The following is a 16097-nucleotide window of genomic DNA, read 5'->3' on the forward strand; positions in this document are numbered from 1 at the left end:
CCAGAGGATGGGCCGCGAACGATTCTGCGCTGCACGTTCGGGCCGATCATGGCGCGTCTGCGAAACCTGAAACCAGGTGCGTGCCGCACGGCGCGGCACCGCGGCTCAGATCTCGATCTTGGAGCCCAGCTCCACCACCGCGTTGTTGGGCAGCTTCAGGAAGTCGGCCGCCGCGCCCGCGTTGTGGTGCATCTGCGCGAACAGCTTCTCGCGCCAGGCGGCCATGCCGCTGCCGATGGTGGGCACCACCACGTCGCGCGAGAGGAAGTAGCTGGTGGTCATGGGCATGATCTCGCAGCCGCGGCCGCGCATGTGGTCCAGCGCGCGCGGCACGTCGAAATCGTTCTTGAAGCCATAGTGCACCACCACCTGCCAGCAGTTGTGGCCCAGCGGCTCCACTTCCAGACGCTTGTTCATGCCGATCCAGGGCACCTCGTGGCTGCGCACAGTGACGAACAGGTTGTGGTCGTGCAGCACCTTGTTGTGCTTCAGGTTGTGCAGCAGCGCGTTGGGCACGGTGCCTGGTTCGGCGGTGAGGAACACCGCCGTGCCTTCCACGCGCGTGGGCGGGCTGACGAACACCGCTTCCAGGAAGCTTTGCAGGTCGATGGCGTCGGCCCGCAGCTTGTCGTTCAGGATGTGGCGGCCCTGCTTCCAGGTCATCATCAGCGTGAACACGAAGCCGCCGATCATCAGCGGGAACCAGCCGCCGTGCAGGAGCTTGAGCATGTTCGACGCGAAGAAGGTGACGTCCACCACGAAGAACCAGCCGGTGGCCGCCACGCATAGCCACAGCGGGTACTTCCAGCCGTAGCGGATGACGAAGAACGTCAGCGTGGTGGTGATCAGCATGTCCAGCGTCACCGCGATGCCGTAGGCCGCGGCCAGGTTACTGGACGAGCGGAACAGCACCACCGCCAGCACGATGGCGATGAACAGTCCCCAGTTGACGAACGGGATGTAGATCTGGCCCGTCTCGCGCACGCTGGTGTGCTCCACGTTCAGGCGCGGCAGGTAGCCCAGTTGCATCGCCTGCTTGGTGACGCTGAAGGCCCCGGTGATCAGCGCCTGCGACGCGATCACCGTGGCGGCCGTGGCCAGCACCACCAGCGGCACCAGGGCCCAGTCCGGCGCCATCATGTAGAACGGGTTCTTCACCGCCTCGGGCTGCTCCAGCAGCAGCGCGCCCTGGCCGAAGTAGTTGAGCGTCAGGGCCGGCATCACCACCGAGAACCAGGCCAGGCGGATCGGCTTCTTGCCGAAGTGGCCCAGGTCGGCGTACAGCGCCTCGGCACCGGTGACGCACAGCACCACCGCGCCCAGGATGATGAAGGTGACCTTGGGGTGGTGCCACATGAACAGCACCGCATGGTGCGGGCTGAGCGCCGACAGGATCTCGGGGTGGCGAAGGATGTTGCCGATGCCCAGAACGGCCAGCACGAAGAACCAGAGCAGGGTCACCGGGCCGAAGAAGCGGCCGACGCCGCCGGTGCCGTTCTTCTGGAAGAAGAAGAGGCCGAACAGGATGACCAGCGTGAGGGGGATCACGCCCTGCGTGAACTGCGGGGACACCACCTCCAGGCCCTCGACCGCCGACAGCACCGAGATGGCCGGCGTGATGACGCCGTCGCCGTAGAACAGGCAGGTGCCGAAGATGCCCACGCCGAGCAGGACCTTGCGCAGTTCCGGCTTGTCCTTCACCGCCTGCGACGCCAGCGCCAGCATCGCGATGAGGCCGCCCTCGCCGTTGTTGTCGGCCCGCAGCACGAGCACGACGTACTTGATCGAGACGATGACCGTCAGCGTCCAGAAGAAGATCGACAGGATCCCGTAGACGTTGGCCGGGGTGAAGGGAACGTGGCCGGAGCCGAAGACTTCCTTGACCGCGTACAGCACGCTGGTGCCGATGTCGCCGTACACGACGCCGATGGCGCCGAGGGTCAGCGCGGCTAGCGATGATTTCGTACTTTGCACTCAGCGGGCCCCGTCTTCTGCCTGCGGCCGGCGGGGTTCCGTTCCTTTGGGGAGCGCTATTGTGCGCTCCCGCCCCAAGCCTTGCCCTAGGGTTTGTTGCGGTGCAGCAACCACCCGGATGGGTTTAGTCGTAGGTCTCGGCTTCCGGATCGGTGGCTTCCAGCTCGTAACTGGCCGCCAGCATGGCCAGCCGGCCGATCACCCCGTACATGTAGAAGCGGTTGGGCGCGCTGGCGCCGGGCTTCTGCCCCGGCTGAGGCAGGCGCGTGCTCTCGGCGAAAGCCAGCGGCACGAAGCCGGCGCCCGGCGCGTTGAGGTTCTCGTCGATGCCGCGCTCGGGGTGCACGCGGTAGAAGCCGCCGACCACGTAGCGGTCCATCAGGTAGACCACCGGCTCGGCCACGGCGTCATGGATGCGTTCGTAGGTCTGCACGCCTTCCTGGATGATGACGTCGTGCACTTCCTGCCCGTCCTTGATGACGGCCATCTTGTTCTTCGTGCGCCGGCTGAGCTCTTCCAGGTCCTTGGTGTCGCGCACGGTCATGATGCCCATGCCGTAGGTGCCGTTGTCGGCCTTCACGATCACGAACGGCTTCTCGTTGATGCCGTATTCCTTGTACTTCTTGCGGATGCGCGTGAGCAGCGCGTCCACGTTGGTGGTCAGGCAGTCCATGCCCGAGCCTTCGGCGAAGTTGATCTCGCCGCAACGGTTGAACATCGGGTTGATGAGCCAGGGGTCGATGCCCAGCATCTTGCCGAACCGCTTGGCCACCTCTTCGTAGCTCTGGAAGTGGCGGCTCTTGCGCCGCACAGACCAGCCCGCGTGCAGCGGCGGCAGCAGGTACTGCTCGTGCAGGTCTTCCAGGATGCCCGGCGGGCCGGCCGACAGGTCGTTGTTCAGCAGGATGGTGCAGGGGTCGAAGTCCTTCAGGCCCAGGCGCGTCTTGCTGCGCACCACCGGCTCCAGCACGATGGATTCGCCCGTGGGCAGCTCGATGGTGGTGGGTTCCTTGATCTCCGGATTGATCGAGCCGACGCGCACGTTCAGCCCGGCCATGTGGAAGATGCGCTTCAACTGCAGCACGTTCGCCAGGTAGAACGTGTTGCGCGTGTGATTCTCGGGAATGACCAGCAGGTTGCGCGCCTCGGGACAGATTTTCTCAATGGCGGCCATGGCGGCCTGCACCGCCAGCGGCAGCATCTCGGGCGTCAGGTTGTTCCAGCCGCCGGGGTACAGGTTGGTGTCCACCGGCGCCAGCTTGAAGCCGGCGTTGCGCACGTCCACGGACGTGTAGAACGGGGGCGTGTGCTCCATCCATTCCAGCCGGAACCACCGCTCGATGGCCGGCATGGAATCGAGGATGCGCTCCTCGAGCTCGTTGATGGGGCCGCTGAGGGCCGTGACGAGATGGGGGACCATGGAGCGCTCAGTCTTTCTGGGAAATCCGACTTGGATTGTAGGAATCTGGCACCGCCGCCGGCCTTTGCAAGCCCGATCACCTCGACCGTGGCGCGGCCGGGCCGGGCGTTACTGCCGGATTTCGCCTTGGCCGAGCACCACCCACTTGAGCGAGGTGAGCCCTTCGATGCCCACCGGTCCGCGCGCGTGGAACTTGTCGGTGCTGATGCCGATCTCCGCGCCCAGGCCGTACTCGAAGCCATCGGCGAAGCGGGTGCTCGCATTGACCATCACGCTGGCCGAATCCACCTCGCGCAGGAAGCGCTGGGCGTGCACGTGGTCGCGCGTGACGATGGCGTCGGTGTGGTGGCTGGAGTAGTGGTTGATGTGCGCGATGGCCTCGTCCACGCCGGCCACCACCTTGATGCTGATGATGGGCGCGAGGTATTCCTCGAACCAGTCCTGCTCGGTGGCGTCCTTCAACAATCCGTTCGGGCTGAGCTTGTCGAAGCCCTTCTCCAGGATCGCCCTGGCTTCCGCGTCGCACCGCATCTCCACGCCCTTGGCCGCGTACACGGCGCCGATGCGCGGCAGGAATCGCGCCGCCACGCCGCGGGCGACCAGCAGCCCTTCGCTGGCGTTGCAGGGGCTGTACTTCTGCGTCTTGGCGTTGTCGGCCAGCGTGACCGCCATGTCGACGTCGCACGGATCGTCGACATACACGTGGCAGTTGCCGTCCAGGTGCTTGATGACGGGCACCTTGGCGTCGCGGCTGATGCGCTCGATCAGGCCCTTGCCGCCGCGCGGGATGATGACGTCCACGTACTGCGGCATCGCGATCAGCTGGCCCACGGCTTCGCGGTCGGTGGTCTGCACCAGCTGCACGGCGTCCTCGGGCAGGCCGGCTTCGGCCAGCGACTCGCGCACCAGGCGCGCCAAAGCCTTGTTGGACTCGATGGCTTCGGAACCGCCGCGAAGGATGCAGGCGTTGCCGCTCTTGATCGACAGGCTGGCCGCTTCGATGGTCACGTTGGGCCGGCTCTCGAACACCATGCCGAACACGCCGAGCGGCACGCGCATGCGGCCGACACGGATGCCGCTAGGCTGCTGCGTCAGGCCGATGACCTCGCCGATGATGTCCGGCATGGCGGCCAGCTGTTCGCAGCCTTGCGCCAGCGTTTCCAGGATCTTCGGTGTGAGCTTGAGGCGGTCGACCATCGGCTCGGCCAGGCCGGCGGCGCGGGCCTTCTCCAGGTCGCGCGCGTTGTCGGAGGCCAGTGCATCGAACGACGCGCGCAGCTTGCCGGCCAGCGTGCGCAGCACGCGGTTCTTCTCGGCCGCGGAAGCCGAGGACATGCGCGCGCTCGCCTGCCGGGCCTGCAGCCCCAGCGATTGCATGTATTCGGCGACGTTCAGCGCATTCACCAGCGGGATTATCCCCCGCCGCGCATGGCCCTGCCGGGAAAGGATTTCAGCGTCGCGCCGGCACGGGCGCGCATTCCCGGCACAGGTCGGTGGCCAGCCGGTGCAGCGCCTGCCAGCCGTCGTTCGGCCAGCCTGGGGCCTTGAGGCCCTTGACGATGCCGTCCACCACGTGCGCGGCCTGCAGCAGGTTTTCCAGCGCCGTGGCGGAAAGGCGCGGCAGCACGCGCTCGAACAGGCGCTCCTTCAGGCCCCAAACGCGCTGCTCGCGCAACGCGATGGGCAGCGGGCGGCCCGCACCCATGGCGTCCTTCACGCGCTTGAGCGCGCGGATGTCCTCGGCCAGCGTGTAGTGCACCAGCACCTCGGCCTCGCCTTCGGCCTGCAGCCCGTCCAGCATGCGCTGCACGCGCGCCAGTTGCCCCGCCAGCACGGCCTCCGACAGCTTGAACACGTCGTAGCGCGCGACATTGAGCACCGCGCTCTCGACCTGCTCGAAGCCCAGCTCGCCCTGCGGGTACAGCAGCGCCAGCTTCTGGATCTCCTGGTGCGCGGCCAGCAGGTTGCCCTCCACGCGGTCGGCGAAGAACTGCAGCGTGCGCTGACCCTCCTCGCCCTGGCGCACGCGCTGGCCCTGCTGCGACAGCCGGTGGGCGATCCACTGCGGCAGCGCGGAACGTTCGATGCCTTCCACCGCCAGCGTCACGCCGAAGTTCTCCAGCGCGCCGAACCAGGCGCCCTGCTTGGTCATGCGGTCCAGCCGCGGCAGCAGCACGATGGTCAGCGTGCTGTCGTTGCCTTGCGCGCTTTCGGCCAGCTGCTGCAGCGCCGCGCTGCCATCCTTGCCCGGCTTGCCGGAAGGGATGCGCACCTCCACGATCTGCCTGTCCGCGAACAGGCTGAGCGAGCCGCCCGCCGCCAGCACCTCGCTCCAGTCGAAGTGCGCGCCGGCGACGGTGTGCACGGTGCGTTCGGTGTAGCCCTGCGCGCGCGCGGCGGCGCGGATGGCATCGGCCGCCTCCTGCACCAGCAGCGGCTCGTCGCCGTGCAGCGTGTAGAGGGAGCGCAGGCCCTTGCCCAGGTGGGCCTGGAGTTGGGCGGGGGCGAGCTGCATGGCCGCGAGTTTAGTCGCGGCGGGTGAGTCCTCCCTAGCGTTGAAGCGCCACCGAACGGAACGCGTCCACGGCACGGTCGATCAGCGCCGGCGTGATGGTCAGCGGCGGCGCGAAACGGATCACGGTCTCGTGCGTTTCCTTCGACAGCACGCCGCGTTCGGCCAGGCGCTCCACCAGCCGGCGCGCGCTGGCGTGGGCGGGATCGACCTCCACGCCCACCCACAAGCCGCGCCCCCGCACGTCCCGGATCAGCGGCGCGGCTTCGCGCTGCACGTCCTGCAGCTTTCGCATCAAGTACGGACCGAGTTGGGCGGCGCGCTCGACCAGCTTCTCTTCTTCCAGCACACGCAAGCCTTCCAGCGCCACCGCCGCGGCCAGCGCGTTGCCGCCGAAAGTGGAGCCGTGGCTGCCGGGGTCGAACACCTGCATCACTTCGTCGTCGGCCAGGAAGGCGCTCACCGGCAGCAGCCCGCCGCCCAGCGCCTTGCCCAGGATCAATGCGTCGGGCCGGATGCCTTCATGCTCGAAGGCGAACCACTTCCCGGTGCGGCCCAGCCCGGCCTGCACTTCGTCGTCGATCAGCAGCACGTGGTTCGCGGTACACCACTGGCGCAACGCGGCGAAGAAGCCGGGCGGTGGCAGCACCACGCCGGCCTCGCCCTGGATCGGTTCGACCAGCACCGCGCAGGTTTGGGGCGTCGCGGTCGCCTCGATGCTGCGCATGTCGCCGAAATCGAAATGCCGGAACCCCGGCGCGAACGGGCCGAAGCCGGCGCGGTATTCGGGTTCGCTGGAGAAGCCGACGATGGTGCTGGTGCGCCCGTGGAAGTTGCCGCGCGCGACCAGAATCTCGGCCTGTCCTTCCGGGATGCCCTTTACCCGATAGCCCCATCGCCGCGCGCACTTGATCGCGGTTTCCACCGCCTCTGCGCCGGTGTTCATCGGCAACGCGCGATCGAAGCCCGCCAGCGAGCACAGCTTCGCGAGGAAGGGGCCGAGCGTGCTGCCGTAATAGGCGCGCGAGGTGACGGCCACCTTCTCCAGCTGCCTCTGCGCCGCCGCCACCAGCCGCGGGTGCAAGTGGCCATGGCTCACCGCCGAGTACGCGCCCATCATGTCGATGTACTCGCGGCCCTCCACGTCCCAGACGAGGCAATCGCGCGCGCGTTCGACGACGACGGGGATGGGATGGTAGTTGCGCGCGCCGTAGCGCGCCTCCAGCGCGACATAGTCGCGGCTGCCGGGTCCGGCCTGGCTGTCCATGACGGCACTCCCTCGGAGGCGAGAGCCCCCGCCGAGCCAGTCTAGGACGAGTTGCCGCCCGCCGGCGTCGGAGAACGCCTTGCCGGCATGGCCCGGCTGGGCCGCTACAGGCTCTTGATGGCGGCCAGGCGCCGCATGATCTGCTGCACCAGGTCGTTCTGCATGTCGCGGTACAGCAGGCCTTCTTCCGCTTCCTTGGAGAGCACGGCCGTTTCGTTGAAGCTGATGTCGCGCTGCAGCGTGAGTTCGGTAGGCGGGATCAGCTCGCGGCCCTGCGGCGTGCGCAAGCGGAACCGGTACATCATGCGAAGCTGGAACTCGCGGACCTGGCCGCTCGCATTGAGGCCCACCACCACTTTGTCGCGTGTTTCAGCGAGCGGCTCGAACACGACGTCGACCTTGCTGGTGTCACCGGAAGTCACAACCTGCAGGGCGTTGTCCGAACCCAGCGTTCGGGCCAAGTCCATCGACACGTTCGATCCGAGCCGCGGCATGGCGATGGACTTGAACGCGAAATCCGGCGCCTTGCGCAGCTCGAACCCGCAGGCGGTGAGCGCGGCGGGCGCGGCCAGGAGCAACAGGCGCCGCCGCATCACACCACCACGTTGACCAGGCGCCCGGGCACCACGATCACCTTCTTCGGCGAAGCGCCGCCCGAGAACTTCGCGAAGTCCTCGCTCGCGACAGCCAGCTTCTCGATCTCGTCCTTGCCCGCGCCGGCCGGCACCGTGACCGAACCGCGCGTCTTGCCGTTCACCTGCAGCACCAGCTGGATCTCGTCCTGCTGCAGCGCCTGTTCGTCCACGCGCGGCCACGGCGCATCCAGCAGTTCGCCATGCAGCGCCACGTAGCCCAGGTCGTGCCAGAGCGCGTGCGTGAGGTGCGGCGTGACGGGGTACAGCACGCGCAGCAGGATGCCGAAGCCCTCGGCGACCACGGCGTCGGCGCCCTGTTCGCCCGCGGCCTTGAAGTCTTCCAGGGCGTTGAGAATCTTCATCGCGCCGGACACCACGGTGTTGTATTGCATGCGGACGTAGTCGTAGTCCACCTGCTTGAGCACCGTGTGCACCTCGTGGCGCAGCGCCTTGGCGGCCTTGCCGAACTGCGCCGTCGCGCCCAGGCGCGAAACGTGGCCCGCGACGGCGGCGGAGCCTTCGAGACGGTGGCCGAACTGCCACACGCGGCGCAGGAACCGGTAGCTGCCTTCCAGCGCGGCGTCGTTCCACTCCAGCGTGGCTTCCGGCGGCGCGGTGAACATGGTGTACAGCCGCGCGGTGTCGGCGCCGTACTTCTCGATCAGCTCCTGCGGGTCGACGCCGTTGTTCTTGGACTTGGACATGGTCGTCCAGCCCTCGTAGGTGACCGGCAGGCCGTCGTCCTTCGCGGTGGCTGAGATGACCTTGGCGTGCTCGTCGCGCTGGATGTCCAGCTCGTGCGTCCAGTAATAGCGCTTGCCGGTCTTCTCGCCGATGCGGTGGAAGGCCTCGTTGAGCACCATGCCCTGCGTCAGCAGCTTGGTGAAAGGCTCGTCGATCTTCACCAGCCCCAGGTCGCGCATCACCTTGGTCCAGAAGCGCGCGTACAGCAGGTGCAGGATGGCGTGCTCGATGCCGCCGATGTACTGGTCCATCGGCATCCAGTACTGAGTGCCCTCGCCCACCATGGCCTGGCCGTTCTTCGGGTCGCAGTAGCGCATGAAGTACCAGGCGCTGTCCACGAAGGTGTCCATCGTGTCCGTCTCGCGCCGGGCGGGCTTGCCGCACACCGGGCAGGCGCAGGCCAGGAAGTCCTCGCGCTTGTTCAGCGGGTTGCCGGTGCCGTCGGGCACGCAGTCCTGCGGCAGCACCACCGGCAGGTCCTTCTCCGGGACGGGCACCGCGCCGTGCTCGGCGCAATGGATGATGGGGATGGGCGTGCCCCAGTAGCGCTGGCGGCTGACGCCCCAGTCGCGCAGGCGCCAGGTGATCTTCTTCTCGCCCAGCCCCAGCTGCTGCAGCGTGTGCGCCACCGCGTCCACCGCCTCGCGGTAGCCGAAGCCGCTGAAGTTGCCGGAGTTGATGGTGACGCCGCGTTCCTTGTCGCCGTACCACTCGTTCCAGTGCTGGTAGTCGTAGTGCTCGCCGTCCACGTGCACGACCTGCACGATGGGCAGGCCGTACTTCAGGGCGAAGGCGAAATCGCGCTCGTCGTGGCCCGGCACGCCCATCACGGCGCCGTCGCCGTAGCCCATGAGCACGTAGTTGCCCACCCACACATCGACCGGCTCGCCGGTGATGGGGTGCACTACCGCCAGCCCGGTGGGCAGGCCTTCCTTTTCCCTCAGCGCCAGTTCGGCTTCCGTCGTGCCGCCCTTCTTGCACTCCTCGATGAAGGCGGCCAGCTTGGGGTTGTCGCGCGCCGCATGCGTGGCCAGCGGGTGTTCCGGCGCCACGGCGCAGAACGTGACGCCCATGATGGTGTCGGCGCGCGTGGTGAAGACCCACATCCTGCCGTCGCCGATCAGGCGGCCATCCGCGCCGCGGATCTCGTGCGTGAAGGCGAAGCGCACGCCCTCGCTCTTGCCGATCCAGTTCTCCTGCATCAGCTTCACGCGCTCGGGCCAGCCGGGCAGCTTGTTCTGCACGTGGTCCAGCAGCTCGCCGGCGTAGTCCGTGATCTTCAGGTAGTAGCCGGGGATCTCGCGCTTTTCCACCGGGGCGCCGGTGCGCCAGCCCTTGCCGTCGATGACCTGCTCGTTGGCCAGCACGGTCTGGTCCACCGGGTCCCAGTTCACCACCTGGGTCTTGCGGTAGGCGATGCCCTTTTCCAGCATCTTCAGGAACAGCCACTGGTTCCACTTGTAGTAATCGGGATCGCAGGTGGCGACCTCGCGCGACCAGTCGATGGCCAGGCCCATCGCCTGCATCTGGCCCTTCATGTACGCGATGTTCTCGTACGTCCACTTCGCCGGCGGCACGCCGTTCTTCAGCGCCGCGTTCTCCGCCGGCAGGCCGAAGGCGTCCCAGCCCATGGGCATGAGCACGTTGTAGCCGTTCATGCGCAGGTAGCGCGTCAACATGTCGTTGATCGTGTAGTTGCGCACGTGGCCCATGTGCAGCTTGCCGCTGGGGTACGGCAGCATCGAGCACGCGTAGAACTTCCTGCGGCGCGCGTCCTCGACGACGCGGTAGGCGTCGCGCGCGGTCCAGTGCGCCTGCGCAGCCTTCTCGACTTCGAGGTGGTTGTACTTGTCTTGCATCCCGGGATTCTAGGAAATGGCCCGGCCACAGGCCGGCCGGGGGCCTTCAGCGCGCGGGTTCGGCCACGAAGCCGATGCGCGACAGGCCCGCCTTCTGGGCGGCGGCCATGACCTCGACCACCTTGCCGTAGGGCACGGCCTGGTCGGCGCGCAGCTGCACTTCGGTGTCCGGCCCCTGGCGGGCGGCCTCGGCCAGCGACTGGGCCAGCTGCGGCATGTCCACCGGCTTGTCGTTGAAAAACACCTTGCCGGACGATTCGAGGCCCACCACCACGGAGCGCGGCGCGTCGGACGCCTTGGCCGTTTCCGCCTTGGGCAGGTCCAGCCGCAGCGAGCTGGCCATCAGCGGCGCGGTGATGATGAGGATGACCACCAGCACCAGCATCACGTCCACCAGCGGCGTGACGTTGATGTCGCTCATGGGGCGCGGCCCCTCGGTGCGTTCCAGGCGGCCGAAAGGCATCAGGCGCCCCCGGCGTGGTGGGCCACCAGCTCGCGCAGGTCGAGCGCGAAGCCTTCCAGGTCGGCCTCGATGCGGCCGATCAGCCGGCCGAAGATGTTGTAGCCCAGCACGGCGGGGATGGCGACGGCCAGGCCCGCGGCCGTCATGATGAGCGACTCGCCCACCGGCCCCGCCACCTTGTCGATGCTGATCGTTCCCGCGGCGGCGATGCCGGTCAGCGCGTGGTAGATGCCCCAGACCGTGCCCAGCAGGCCGACGAAAGGCGCGGTGGAACCCACCGTGGCCAGCAGCACCTGCCCGAACTGCAGCTTGTCCAGCACCGCGTGGAGCGCGTCGCGCAGCATGCGCGTGAGCTGCTGGCTGCGATCGCCGGCGGCGGCCAGCGAGCCGGGGGCCTGCGCCTGCGTCGCCTCGATCAGCGGCAGCACCAGCTTCTCACGGTCGAACGCGGCGACACGCTGCTGCGCTTCGGCCAGCGAAGGGGCCTGCCAGAACGCGACGGTGGAGCGGTCCACGTCACCGCCCGCGCGGCGCAGCAGCCACGCTTTCCACAGGATGACGACCCAGCTGGCCACCGACATGAGCAGCAGCAGCAGCGCCACGGCACGGCCGATGGCGTCGGCCTGGCTGAACAACTGCGAGAAATCCATAGCCTCTCCTGGCGGCCGGCGCCGCGCGCCCGGCTTAACGAAGCCCGAGCACGTCGAACATGTCGAACAGGCCCCGGCGCTGGCCGGCCAGGAAGCGCACCGCGCGCAGGCTGCCCTGGGCGTAGGTGGCGCGGCTGGCCGACTTGTGGGTGATCTCGATACGCTCGCCGGTGCCGGCGAACAGCACGGTGTGGTCGCCCACGATGTCGCCGCCGCGGATGGCCGAGAAGCCGATGGTGGACGGGTCGCGCTCGCCCGTCACGCCTTCGCGCGCGTAGACCGCGCAATGATCCAGGTCGCGGCCCAGCGCCGCGGCGATGACCTCGCCCATTTTCAGCGCGGTGCCCGACGGCGCATCCACCTTGTGGCGGTGGTGCGCCTCGATGATCTCGATGTCGTAGCCGGTGGAAAGCGCCTTCGCGGCCATCTCCAGCAGCTTGAGCGTGACGTTCACGCCCACGCTCATGTTGGGCGCCAGCATGATGGCGACGTCCTGCGCGTACTCGGCGATCTTCGCCTTCTGCTCGCCCGAGAGGCCCGTGGTGCCGACGACCGCGTTGACGCCCAGCTCGCGGCACACGGCCAGGTGGGCCATCGTGCCTTCGGGCCGGGTGAAGTCGATCAGCACCTTGGCCTTCGCCAGGCCCTGGCGGATGTCCGACACCACCGGCACGCCGCTGGCGATGCCGAGGAACGCGGCTGCGTCGTTGCCGATGGCCGGACTGCTGGGAACGTCGAGCGCGCCGGCCAGCTGGCAATCGTCCGAGGCACGGATGGCCTCGATGAGCATGTGGCCCATCCGGCCGGTAGCGCCGGCGACGGCGACCTGATGAAGGGCGGATGCGGCCATCGGCTCAGCGCGCCGGCGGTTCGAGCGGCGGGTAGCTGGTGGCGGGCGCCGCGGCGGGAGCCGGCGCGGAAGCGGCCGCCGCCGGCTTGGGCGGCGCGGCCTTCTGCAGCTGTTCTTCGGTCGCTTCCAGCGGCGGGATCTTGCCGGAGCTGCGCGGCTTGGCGCCGATGGAGGCGACGAACTCGGCTTCGCTGGGCATGGTGTCGCCCTCGAAGCGGTCGAGCGAATCGTCCTTGAAGTACACGGTCAGCCGGCGCGGCTCAGCCTGCACGCCGTCGCGCTTGATCGTGAACACATAGTCCCAGCGGTCGGCATGGAACAGGTCGGTGACCAGCGGCGTGCCCAGCAGGTCGCGCACGGCCTGGCGCGACAGGCCCGGCTTGAGCTGGTCCACCTGCTCGCGCGAGATGAAGTTGCCCTGCACGACTTCCACCTTGTACGGCGTCACGGCCGAGGCGATGCGGTGGCTGACGCTGTCGAAGCTGCCGCAGGCCGCGAGCACCGAGCAGGCCGCGAACACGAGGCCGGGGCGAAGGAGGCTGGAGCGGTGGAAAGGCATGGCGCGGAGGCTGGCGATATGATCGCGGCGATTGTAGCGGGAGCCCTTCCGTGGTCCCCTCCCGTGCACCCATGGCGAACATCGACGAACTGAAGAACACCGGCCTGAAGGCGACGCTGCCGCGGCTCAAGATCCTGGACGTGTTCCAGAAGGGCGAGCAGCGCCACATGACGGCCGAGGACGTGTTCCGCGTGCTGCTGGAAGAGCGCTCGGACATCGGCCTGGCCACGGTGTACCGCGTGCTCACGCAGTTCGAGCAGGCCGGCATCCTGTCGCGCAGCCACTTCGAAAGCGGCAAGGCGGTCTACGAGCTGAACGAAGGCACGCACCACGACCACCTGGTGTGCCTGGACTGCGGCCGCGTGGAGGAGTTCTACGACGCCGAGATCGAGAAGCGCCAGCACTCGGTCGCCAAGGCCAAGGGCTTCGAGATCGCCGAGCACGCGCTGTCGCTGTACGCGCACTGCACCAAGGCGAACTGCCCGCACCGCCCGCCGAAAAGAGGTTGAGGGTTCAGCGCTGAGCGTCCGGCGTGGAAGCCCCCCGCCCGACGCTCAACCTCCCTTTTCCATCGCGCGGCGGTGCCGCTCGACGAATTCCTGGTAAGTGTCCACGCCGCGCAGCTGCAGGATGGTGTTTCGCACCGCCGCTTCCACCAGCACGGCGATGTTGCGGCCGGCCACCACCTGGATCACCGCCTTGCGCACCGGCACGCCCAGCACGTCCTGCACCAGCGGTTCGTAGGGCAGCCGCTCGTACTCGCGCTCCAGGGTCTCGCGGCGCACCAGGTGCACGATCAGGCGCAGGCGCAGCTTCCGCCGCACCGCGGTCTCGCCGAAGATGGCGCGGATGTCCAGCAGGCCGATGCCGCGCACCTCCAGCAGGTTCTGCAGCAGCTCCGGACAGCGGCCCTCGATGGTGGTCTGGTTGACGCGGTACAGGTCCACCGCGTCGTCGGCCACCAGGCCGTTGCCGCGCGTGATCAGCTCCAGCCCCAGCTCGCTCTTGCCCAGGCCGCTTTCGCCCGTGATCAGCACGCCCACGCCCAGGATGTCCATGAACACGCCGTGCATCGAGGTGCGTTCGGCGAAGTGCTTGGACAGGTAGGCGCGCAGCACGTCGATGACGAAGGCGGAAGGCTCCTGCGTGGCGAACATCGGGATCTGCGCCCGCTCGCACATGGACAGCAGCGACTCGGGCGCGGCCTGACCGTCGGTCAGCACCAGCACGGGCGGCTCCAGCGTCACGATGCGCGAGATGCGGCGCGCGCAATCGTCGGCGGTGGCGTTGGTGAGGTACGCCACCTCGCGCTCGCCCAGGATCTGGACGCGGTACGGGTGGATGTAGTTGAGGTAGCCGACCAGGTCGGCGCCCGAACGTGCCGCACGCACGGCCACTTCGTCGAAGCGGCGCTCGGAGGCGCCCAGGCCCGCGACCCACTCCCATTTGAGCTTGGTGCGGTGGTCCTCGAACAGGACGTCGGCGCTGACGACGGTGGGTTTCACGGCACCGGCTTGAGACCCGGGCTCAGGCCGGCTGCGCCGACTGCCAGGTGGCGATGAGCTGGTGCAGCTCGGCCGCGTCGGTGCTGGCCTTGATCTTCTCCCGCAGCGGCGCGTCGGACAGCAGCTCTGCGATCTCCGACAGGATCTCCAAATGCTTCTGCGTCGCGGCTTCGGGCACCAGCAGGAAGATCAGCAGCGCGACCGGCTGCTCGTCCGGAGCGTCGAAGCCGATGGCGTTTTCCAGCCGGAACAGCGCGGCCATCGGCGCCTTCAGCCCCTTGATGCGGCCGTGCGGAATGGCGACGCCGTGGCCGAGGCCCGTGGACCCCAGGCGCTCGCGCGCGAACAGGCTGTCGGTGATCAGCGCGCGCGACAGCCCGTGCAGGTTCTCGAACAGCAGGCCCGCTTCCTCGAACGCGCGCTTCTTGCTGGTGGCGTCGACGCCCACCAGGACCTGGGCGGCGGGCAGGATGGCTGCGAGGCGGTTCATGGGGATGGGGGGCGATTATGCACCCGCACCCCCGCACCTCAACGGGAACGGCCTCCCGCGGGAGGCCGTTCGTGCACGGGGCAACGCCCCCGTGGCAAGCGTCACATCGCGCGGGTCACATCACGCGTTTGGGCGCGGGGTGGTGGTGGTCCTGCATCATGGTTTTGTGCCGGCTCACCTGCCGGTCCAGCTTGTCGACCAGTTCGTCGAGCGCCGCGTACAAATCCTGGTGCGAGCTCTCGGCGAACATGTCGTTGCCCTTGACGTGGATGCGGCATTCCGCCCGCTGTCGTCGTTCCTTTTCCTTCTGCTTTTCCACCGTGAGAAGAACCTTGATGTCCACCACCTGGTCGAAGTGGCGAGTGATCCGATCGAGCTTGGTAGTCACGTAGCTGCGCAGTGCGGGAGTAACGGCGAGGTGGTGACCGCTGATCGTCAAGTTCATGTAAGACCTCCTGGTTTCGCTCGGGTGGATGGCCGCGGTGGGCGGCCGGGGGAACGGGGGGAAGGGGGAAGAAACTTGAGAAAGAAACGTGCGCTTGCGGACCACTATGCCGCGCGCCCGCAGCGAAAGCAATCGCCACGAGTCGGCTGAAACAAAAAAGACTTCGTGCAACGCAAGCGTGGGTGCGAAGGCACCAAAGAAAACGGCCCCGAAGGGCCGTCCGTCGCGTTGGCGGGCACTGGCGCGCGCCGTGGTGATTCAGTTCCAGCGCCAGGCGGCGGCGCGGTTCGCGTACGCGCTCCAGCCGGCGTTGCGGGCGCGGGGGTGGGCCTGGGCGCCGGGGCGATCCAGATTGGCGTGCTCGACGCGCTCGCCCTGCGGCTTGTCGCGGGGCGCGTCGTTGAACTTGTTCGGGCTCTTGGTCTCGATCGGCATGGTGGGACCTCTTTCGAAGGCAGGAGGTGGTGCGGCTGTCAGCTGCCGCTGTCGTTGCGGGGCTTGGCGCCGTCGGCGGGGGCCTGGCGGCGGGCGTGCGGGCTCAGGAACGGCCAGGCATGGCCGGGACGGCCGCGGCGGAAATCGCTCGCGGAAGCCTTCTCGTCCTGCGCCGGACGCCAGGCATTGCGGCTGGCATTCGGGTCGTTCGCTAGCTGGATCATCGGTACTGCTCCTTGCGGCCCGCGGACGCATGGGCGCCGACGGGACCAGTCCACTGTAGGGACGC

General features: G+C 68.1%; 17 protein-coding genes. 1 reads left to right on the forward strand and 16 read right to left on the reverse strand.

Annotation, left to right across the window (positions count from 1 at the left end; genetic code table 11):
* Positions 1-105: 105 nt before the first annotated feature.
* The 11 genes from EZ216_RS11245 to EZ216_RS11295 form a co-directional block, all read right to left on the reverse strand.
* Positions 106-1974: a potassium transporter Kup gene (locus EZ216_RS11245; RefSeq protein WP_135249863.1), complete on the reverse strand. Its 1869-nt coding sequence runs from the start codon at positions 1972-1974 to the stop codon at positions 106-108.
* A 124-nt stretch (positions 1975-2098) separates the two neighbouring features.
* The gene (gene gshA, locus EZ216_RS11250) at positions 2099-3394 is read right to left on the reverse strand and encodes a glutamate--cysteine ligase (protein WP_135249864.1); all 1296 of its coding nucleotides are present in this window, start codon (positions 3392-3394) and stop codon (positions 2099-2101) included.
* Positions 3395-3502: 108 nt separating this feature from the next.
* A complete protein-coding gene (locus tag EZ216_RS11255; RefSeq protein ID WP_135249865.1) occupies positions 3503-4798 on the reverse strand; it encodes a glutamate-5-semialdehyde dehydrogenase in 1296 nt (431 codons plus the stop codon).
* A gap of 46 nt (positions 4799-4844) precedes the next feature.
* A complete protein-coding gene (holA, locus tag EZ216_RS11260; protein WP_135249866.1) occupies positions 4845-5909 on the reverse strand; it encodes a DNA polymerase III subunit delta in 1065 nt (354 codons plus the stop codon).
* Between the two features lie 34 nt (positions 5910-5943).
* Positions 5944-7173, reverse strand: coding sequence for an ornithine--oxo-acid transaminase (gene rocD, locus EZ216_RS11265; protein ID WP_135249867.1), 1230 nt, complete (start codon positions 7171-7173; stop codon positions 5944-5946).
* Positions 7174-7277: 104 nt separating this feature from the next.
* On the reverse strand, positions 7278-7766 hold the full coding sequence (locus EZ216_RS11270; protein ID WP_135249868.1) for an LPS-assembly lipoprotein LptE: 489 nt from the start codon (positions 7764-7766) through the stop codon (positions 7278-7280).
* Positions 7766-10411, reverse strand: a complete 2646-nt coding sequence (gene leuS, locus EZ216_RS11275; protein WP_135249869.1) for a leucine--tRNA ligase — start codon at positions 10409-10411, stop codon at positions 7766-7768. Before leuS ends, EZ216_RS11270 begins: the two co-directional genes overlap by 1 nt.
* Before the next feature lie 46 nt (positions 10412-10457).
* Positions 10458-10874 carry an ExbD/TolR family protein gene (locus EZ216_RS11280; RefSeq protein ID WP_135249870.1) on the reverse strand — a complete coding sequence of 139 codons (417 nt, stop codon included), beginning with the start codon at positions 10872-10874 and terminating at the stop codon, positions 10458-10460.
* Complete coding sequence (locus EZ216_RS11285; protein WP_135249871.1) at positions 10874-11524, reverse strand: MotA/TolQ/ExbB proton channel family protein; 651 nt, start codon at positions 11522-11524, stop codon at positions 10874-10876. Before EZ216_RS11285 ends, EZ216_RS11280 begins: the two co-directional genes overlap by 1 nt.
* A 34-nt stretch (positions 11525-11558) precedes the next feature.
* Entirely contained in the window at positions 11559-12374 is an 816-nt protein-coding gene (gene dapB, locus EZ216_RS11290; protein WP_135249872.1) for a 4-hydroxy-tetrahydrodipicolinate reductase, read from the reverse strand.
* A 4-nt stretch (positions 12375-12378) separates the two neighbouring features.
* On the reverse strand, positions 12379-12933 hold the full coding sequence (locus EZ216_RS11295; protein ID WP_135249873.1) for an outer membrane protein assembly factor BamE: 555 nt from the start codon (positions 12931-12933) through the stop codon (positions 12379-12381).
* Between the two features lie 71 nt (positions 12934-13004).
* Here EZ216_RS11295 and fur point away from each other — a divergent pair, with 71 nt between their 5' ends.
* Positions 13005-13442, forward strand: coding sequence for a ferric iron uptake transcriptional regulator (gene fur, locus EZ216_RS11300; RefSeq protein ID WP_135249874.1), 438 nt, complete (start codon positions 13005-13007; stop codon positions 13440-13442).
* A gap of 45 nt (positions 13443-13487) precedes the next feature.
* Here the strand turns inward: fur and hprK are convergent, their stop codons facing one another.
* The 5 genes from hprK to EZ216_RS11320 form a co-directional block, all read right to left on the reverse strand.
* Positions 13488-14438, reverse strand: a complete 951-nt coding sequence (gene hprK, locus EZ216_RS11305) for an HPr(Ser) kinase/phosphatase (RefSeq protein WP_135249875.1) — start codon at positions 14436-14438, stop codon at positions 13488-13490.
* 22 nt (positions 14439-14460) lie between these two features.
* Positions 14461-14928, reverse strand: coding sequence for a PTS sugar transporter subunit IIA (locus tag EZ216_RS11310; protein ID WP_135249876.1), 468 nt, complete (start codon positions 14926-14928; stop codon positions 14461-14463).
* Between the two features lie 115 nt (positions 14929-15043).
* Positions 15044-15373, reverse strand: a complete 330-nt coding sequence (gene hpf, locus EZ216_RS11315; protein ID WP_135249877.1) for a ribosome hibernation-promoting factor, HPF/YfiA family — start codon at positions 15371-15373, stop codon at positions 15044-15046.
* 258 nt (positions 15374-15631) lie between these two features.
* Positions 15632-15808 (reverse strand): hypothetical protein, encoded by a 177-nt coding sequence (locus EZ216_RS21345; protein WP_167772877.1) that lies wholly within the window; start codon positions 15806-15808, stop codon positions 15632-15634.
* Between the two features lie 38 nt (positions 15809-15846).
* Entirely contained in the window at positions 15847-16032 is a 186-nt protein-coding gene (locus EZ216_RS11320; protein ID WP_135249878.1) for a hypothetical protein, read from the reverse strand.
* Between the last annotated feature and the right edge of the window lie 65 nt (positions 16033-16097).

Source organism: Ramlibacter humi (assembly GCF_004681975.1).
Classification (GTDB): Bacteria; Pseudomonadota; Gammaproteobacteria; order Burkholderiales; family Burkholderiaceae_C; genus Ramlibacter; species Ramlibacter humi.

Bases quoted from the DNA above. Each gene is read 5' to 3' on its own strand.
- gshA (WP_135249864.1), bottom strand. From the start codon at position 3,394: ATGGTCCCCCATCTCGTCACGGCCCTCAGCGGCCCCATCAACGAGCTC.
- holA (WP_135249866.1), bottom strand. From the start codon at position 5,909: ATGCAGCTCGCCCCCGCCCAACTCCAGGCCCACCTGGGCAAGGGCCTG.
- rocD (WP_135249867.1), bottom strand. From the start codon at position 7,173: ATGGACAGCCAGGCCGGACCCGGCAGCCGCGACTATGTCGCGCTGGAG.
- EZ216_RS11270 (WP_135249868.1), bottom strand. From the start codon at position 7,766: ATGCGGCGGCGCCTGTTGCTCCTGGCCGCGCCCGCCGCGCTCACCGCC.
- leuS (WP_135249869.1), bottom strand. From the start codon at position 10,411: ATGCAAGACAAGTACAACCACCTCGAAGTCGAGAAGGCTGCGCAGGCG.
- EZ216_RS11280 (WP_135249870.1), bottom strand. From the start codon at position 10,874: ATGCCTTTCGGCCGCCTGGAACGCACCGAGGGGCCGCGCCCCATGAGC.
- EZ216_RS11285 (WP_135249871.1), bottom strand. From the start codon at position 11,524: ATGGATTTCTCGCAGTTGTTCAGCCAGGCCGACGCCATCGGCCGTGCC.
- dapB (WP_135249872.1), bottom strand. From the start codon at position 12,374: ATGGCCGCATCCGCCCTTCATCAGGTCGCCGTCGCCGGCGCTACCGGC.
- EZ216_RS11295 (WP_135249873.1), bottom strand. From the start codon at position 12,933: ATGCCTTTCCACCGCTCCAGCCTCCTTCGCCCCGGCCTCGTGTTCGCG.
- fur (WP_135249874.1), top strand. From the start codon at position 13,005: ATGGCGAACATCGACGAACTGAAGAACACCGGCCTGAAGGCGACGCTG.
- EZ216_RS11310 (WP_135249876.1), bottom strand. From the start codon at position 14,928: ATGAACCGCCTCGCAGCCATCCTGCCCGCCGCCCAGGTCCTGGTGGGC.
- hpf (WP_135249877.1), bottom strand. From the start codon at position 15,373: ATGAACTTGACGATCAGCGGTCACCACCTCGCCGTTACTCCCGCACTG.
- EZ216_RS21345 (WP_167772877.1), bottom strand. From the start codon at position 15,808: ATGCCGATCGAGACCAAGAGCCCGAACAAGTTCAACGACGCGCCCCGC.
- EZ216_RS11320 (WP_135249878.1), bottom strand. From the start codon at position 16,032: ATGATCCAGCTAGCGAACGACCCGAATGCCAGCCGCAATGCCTGGCGT.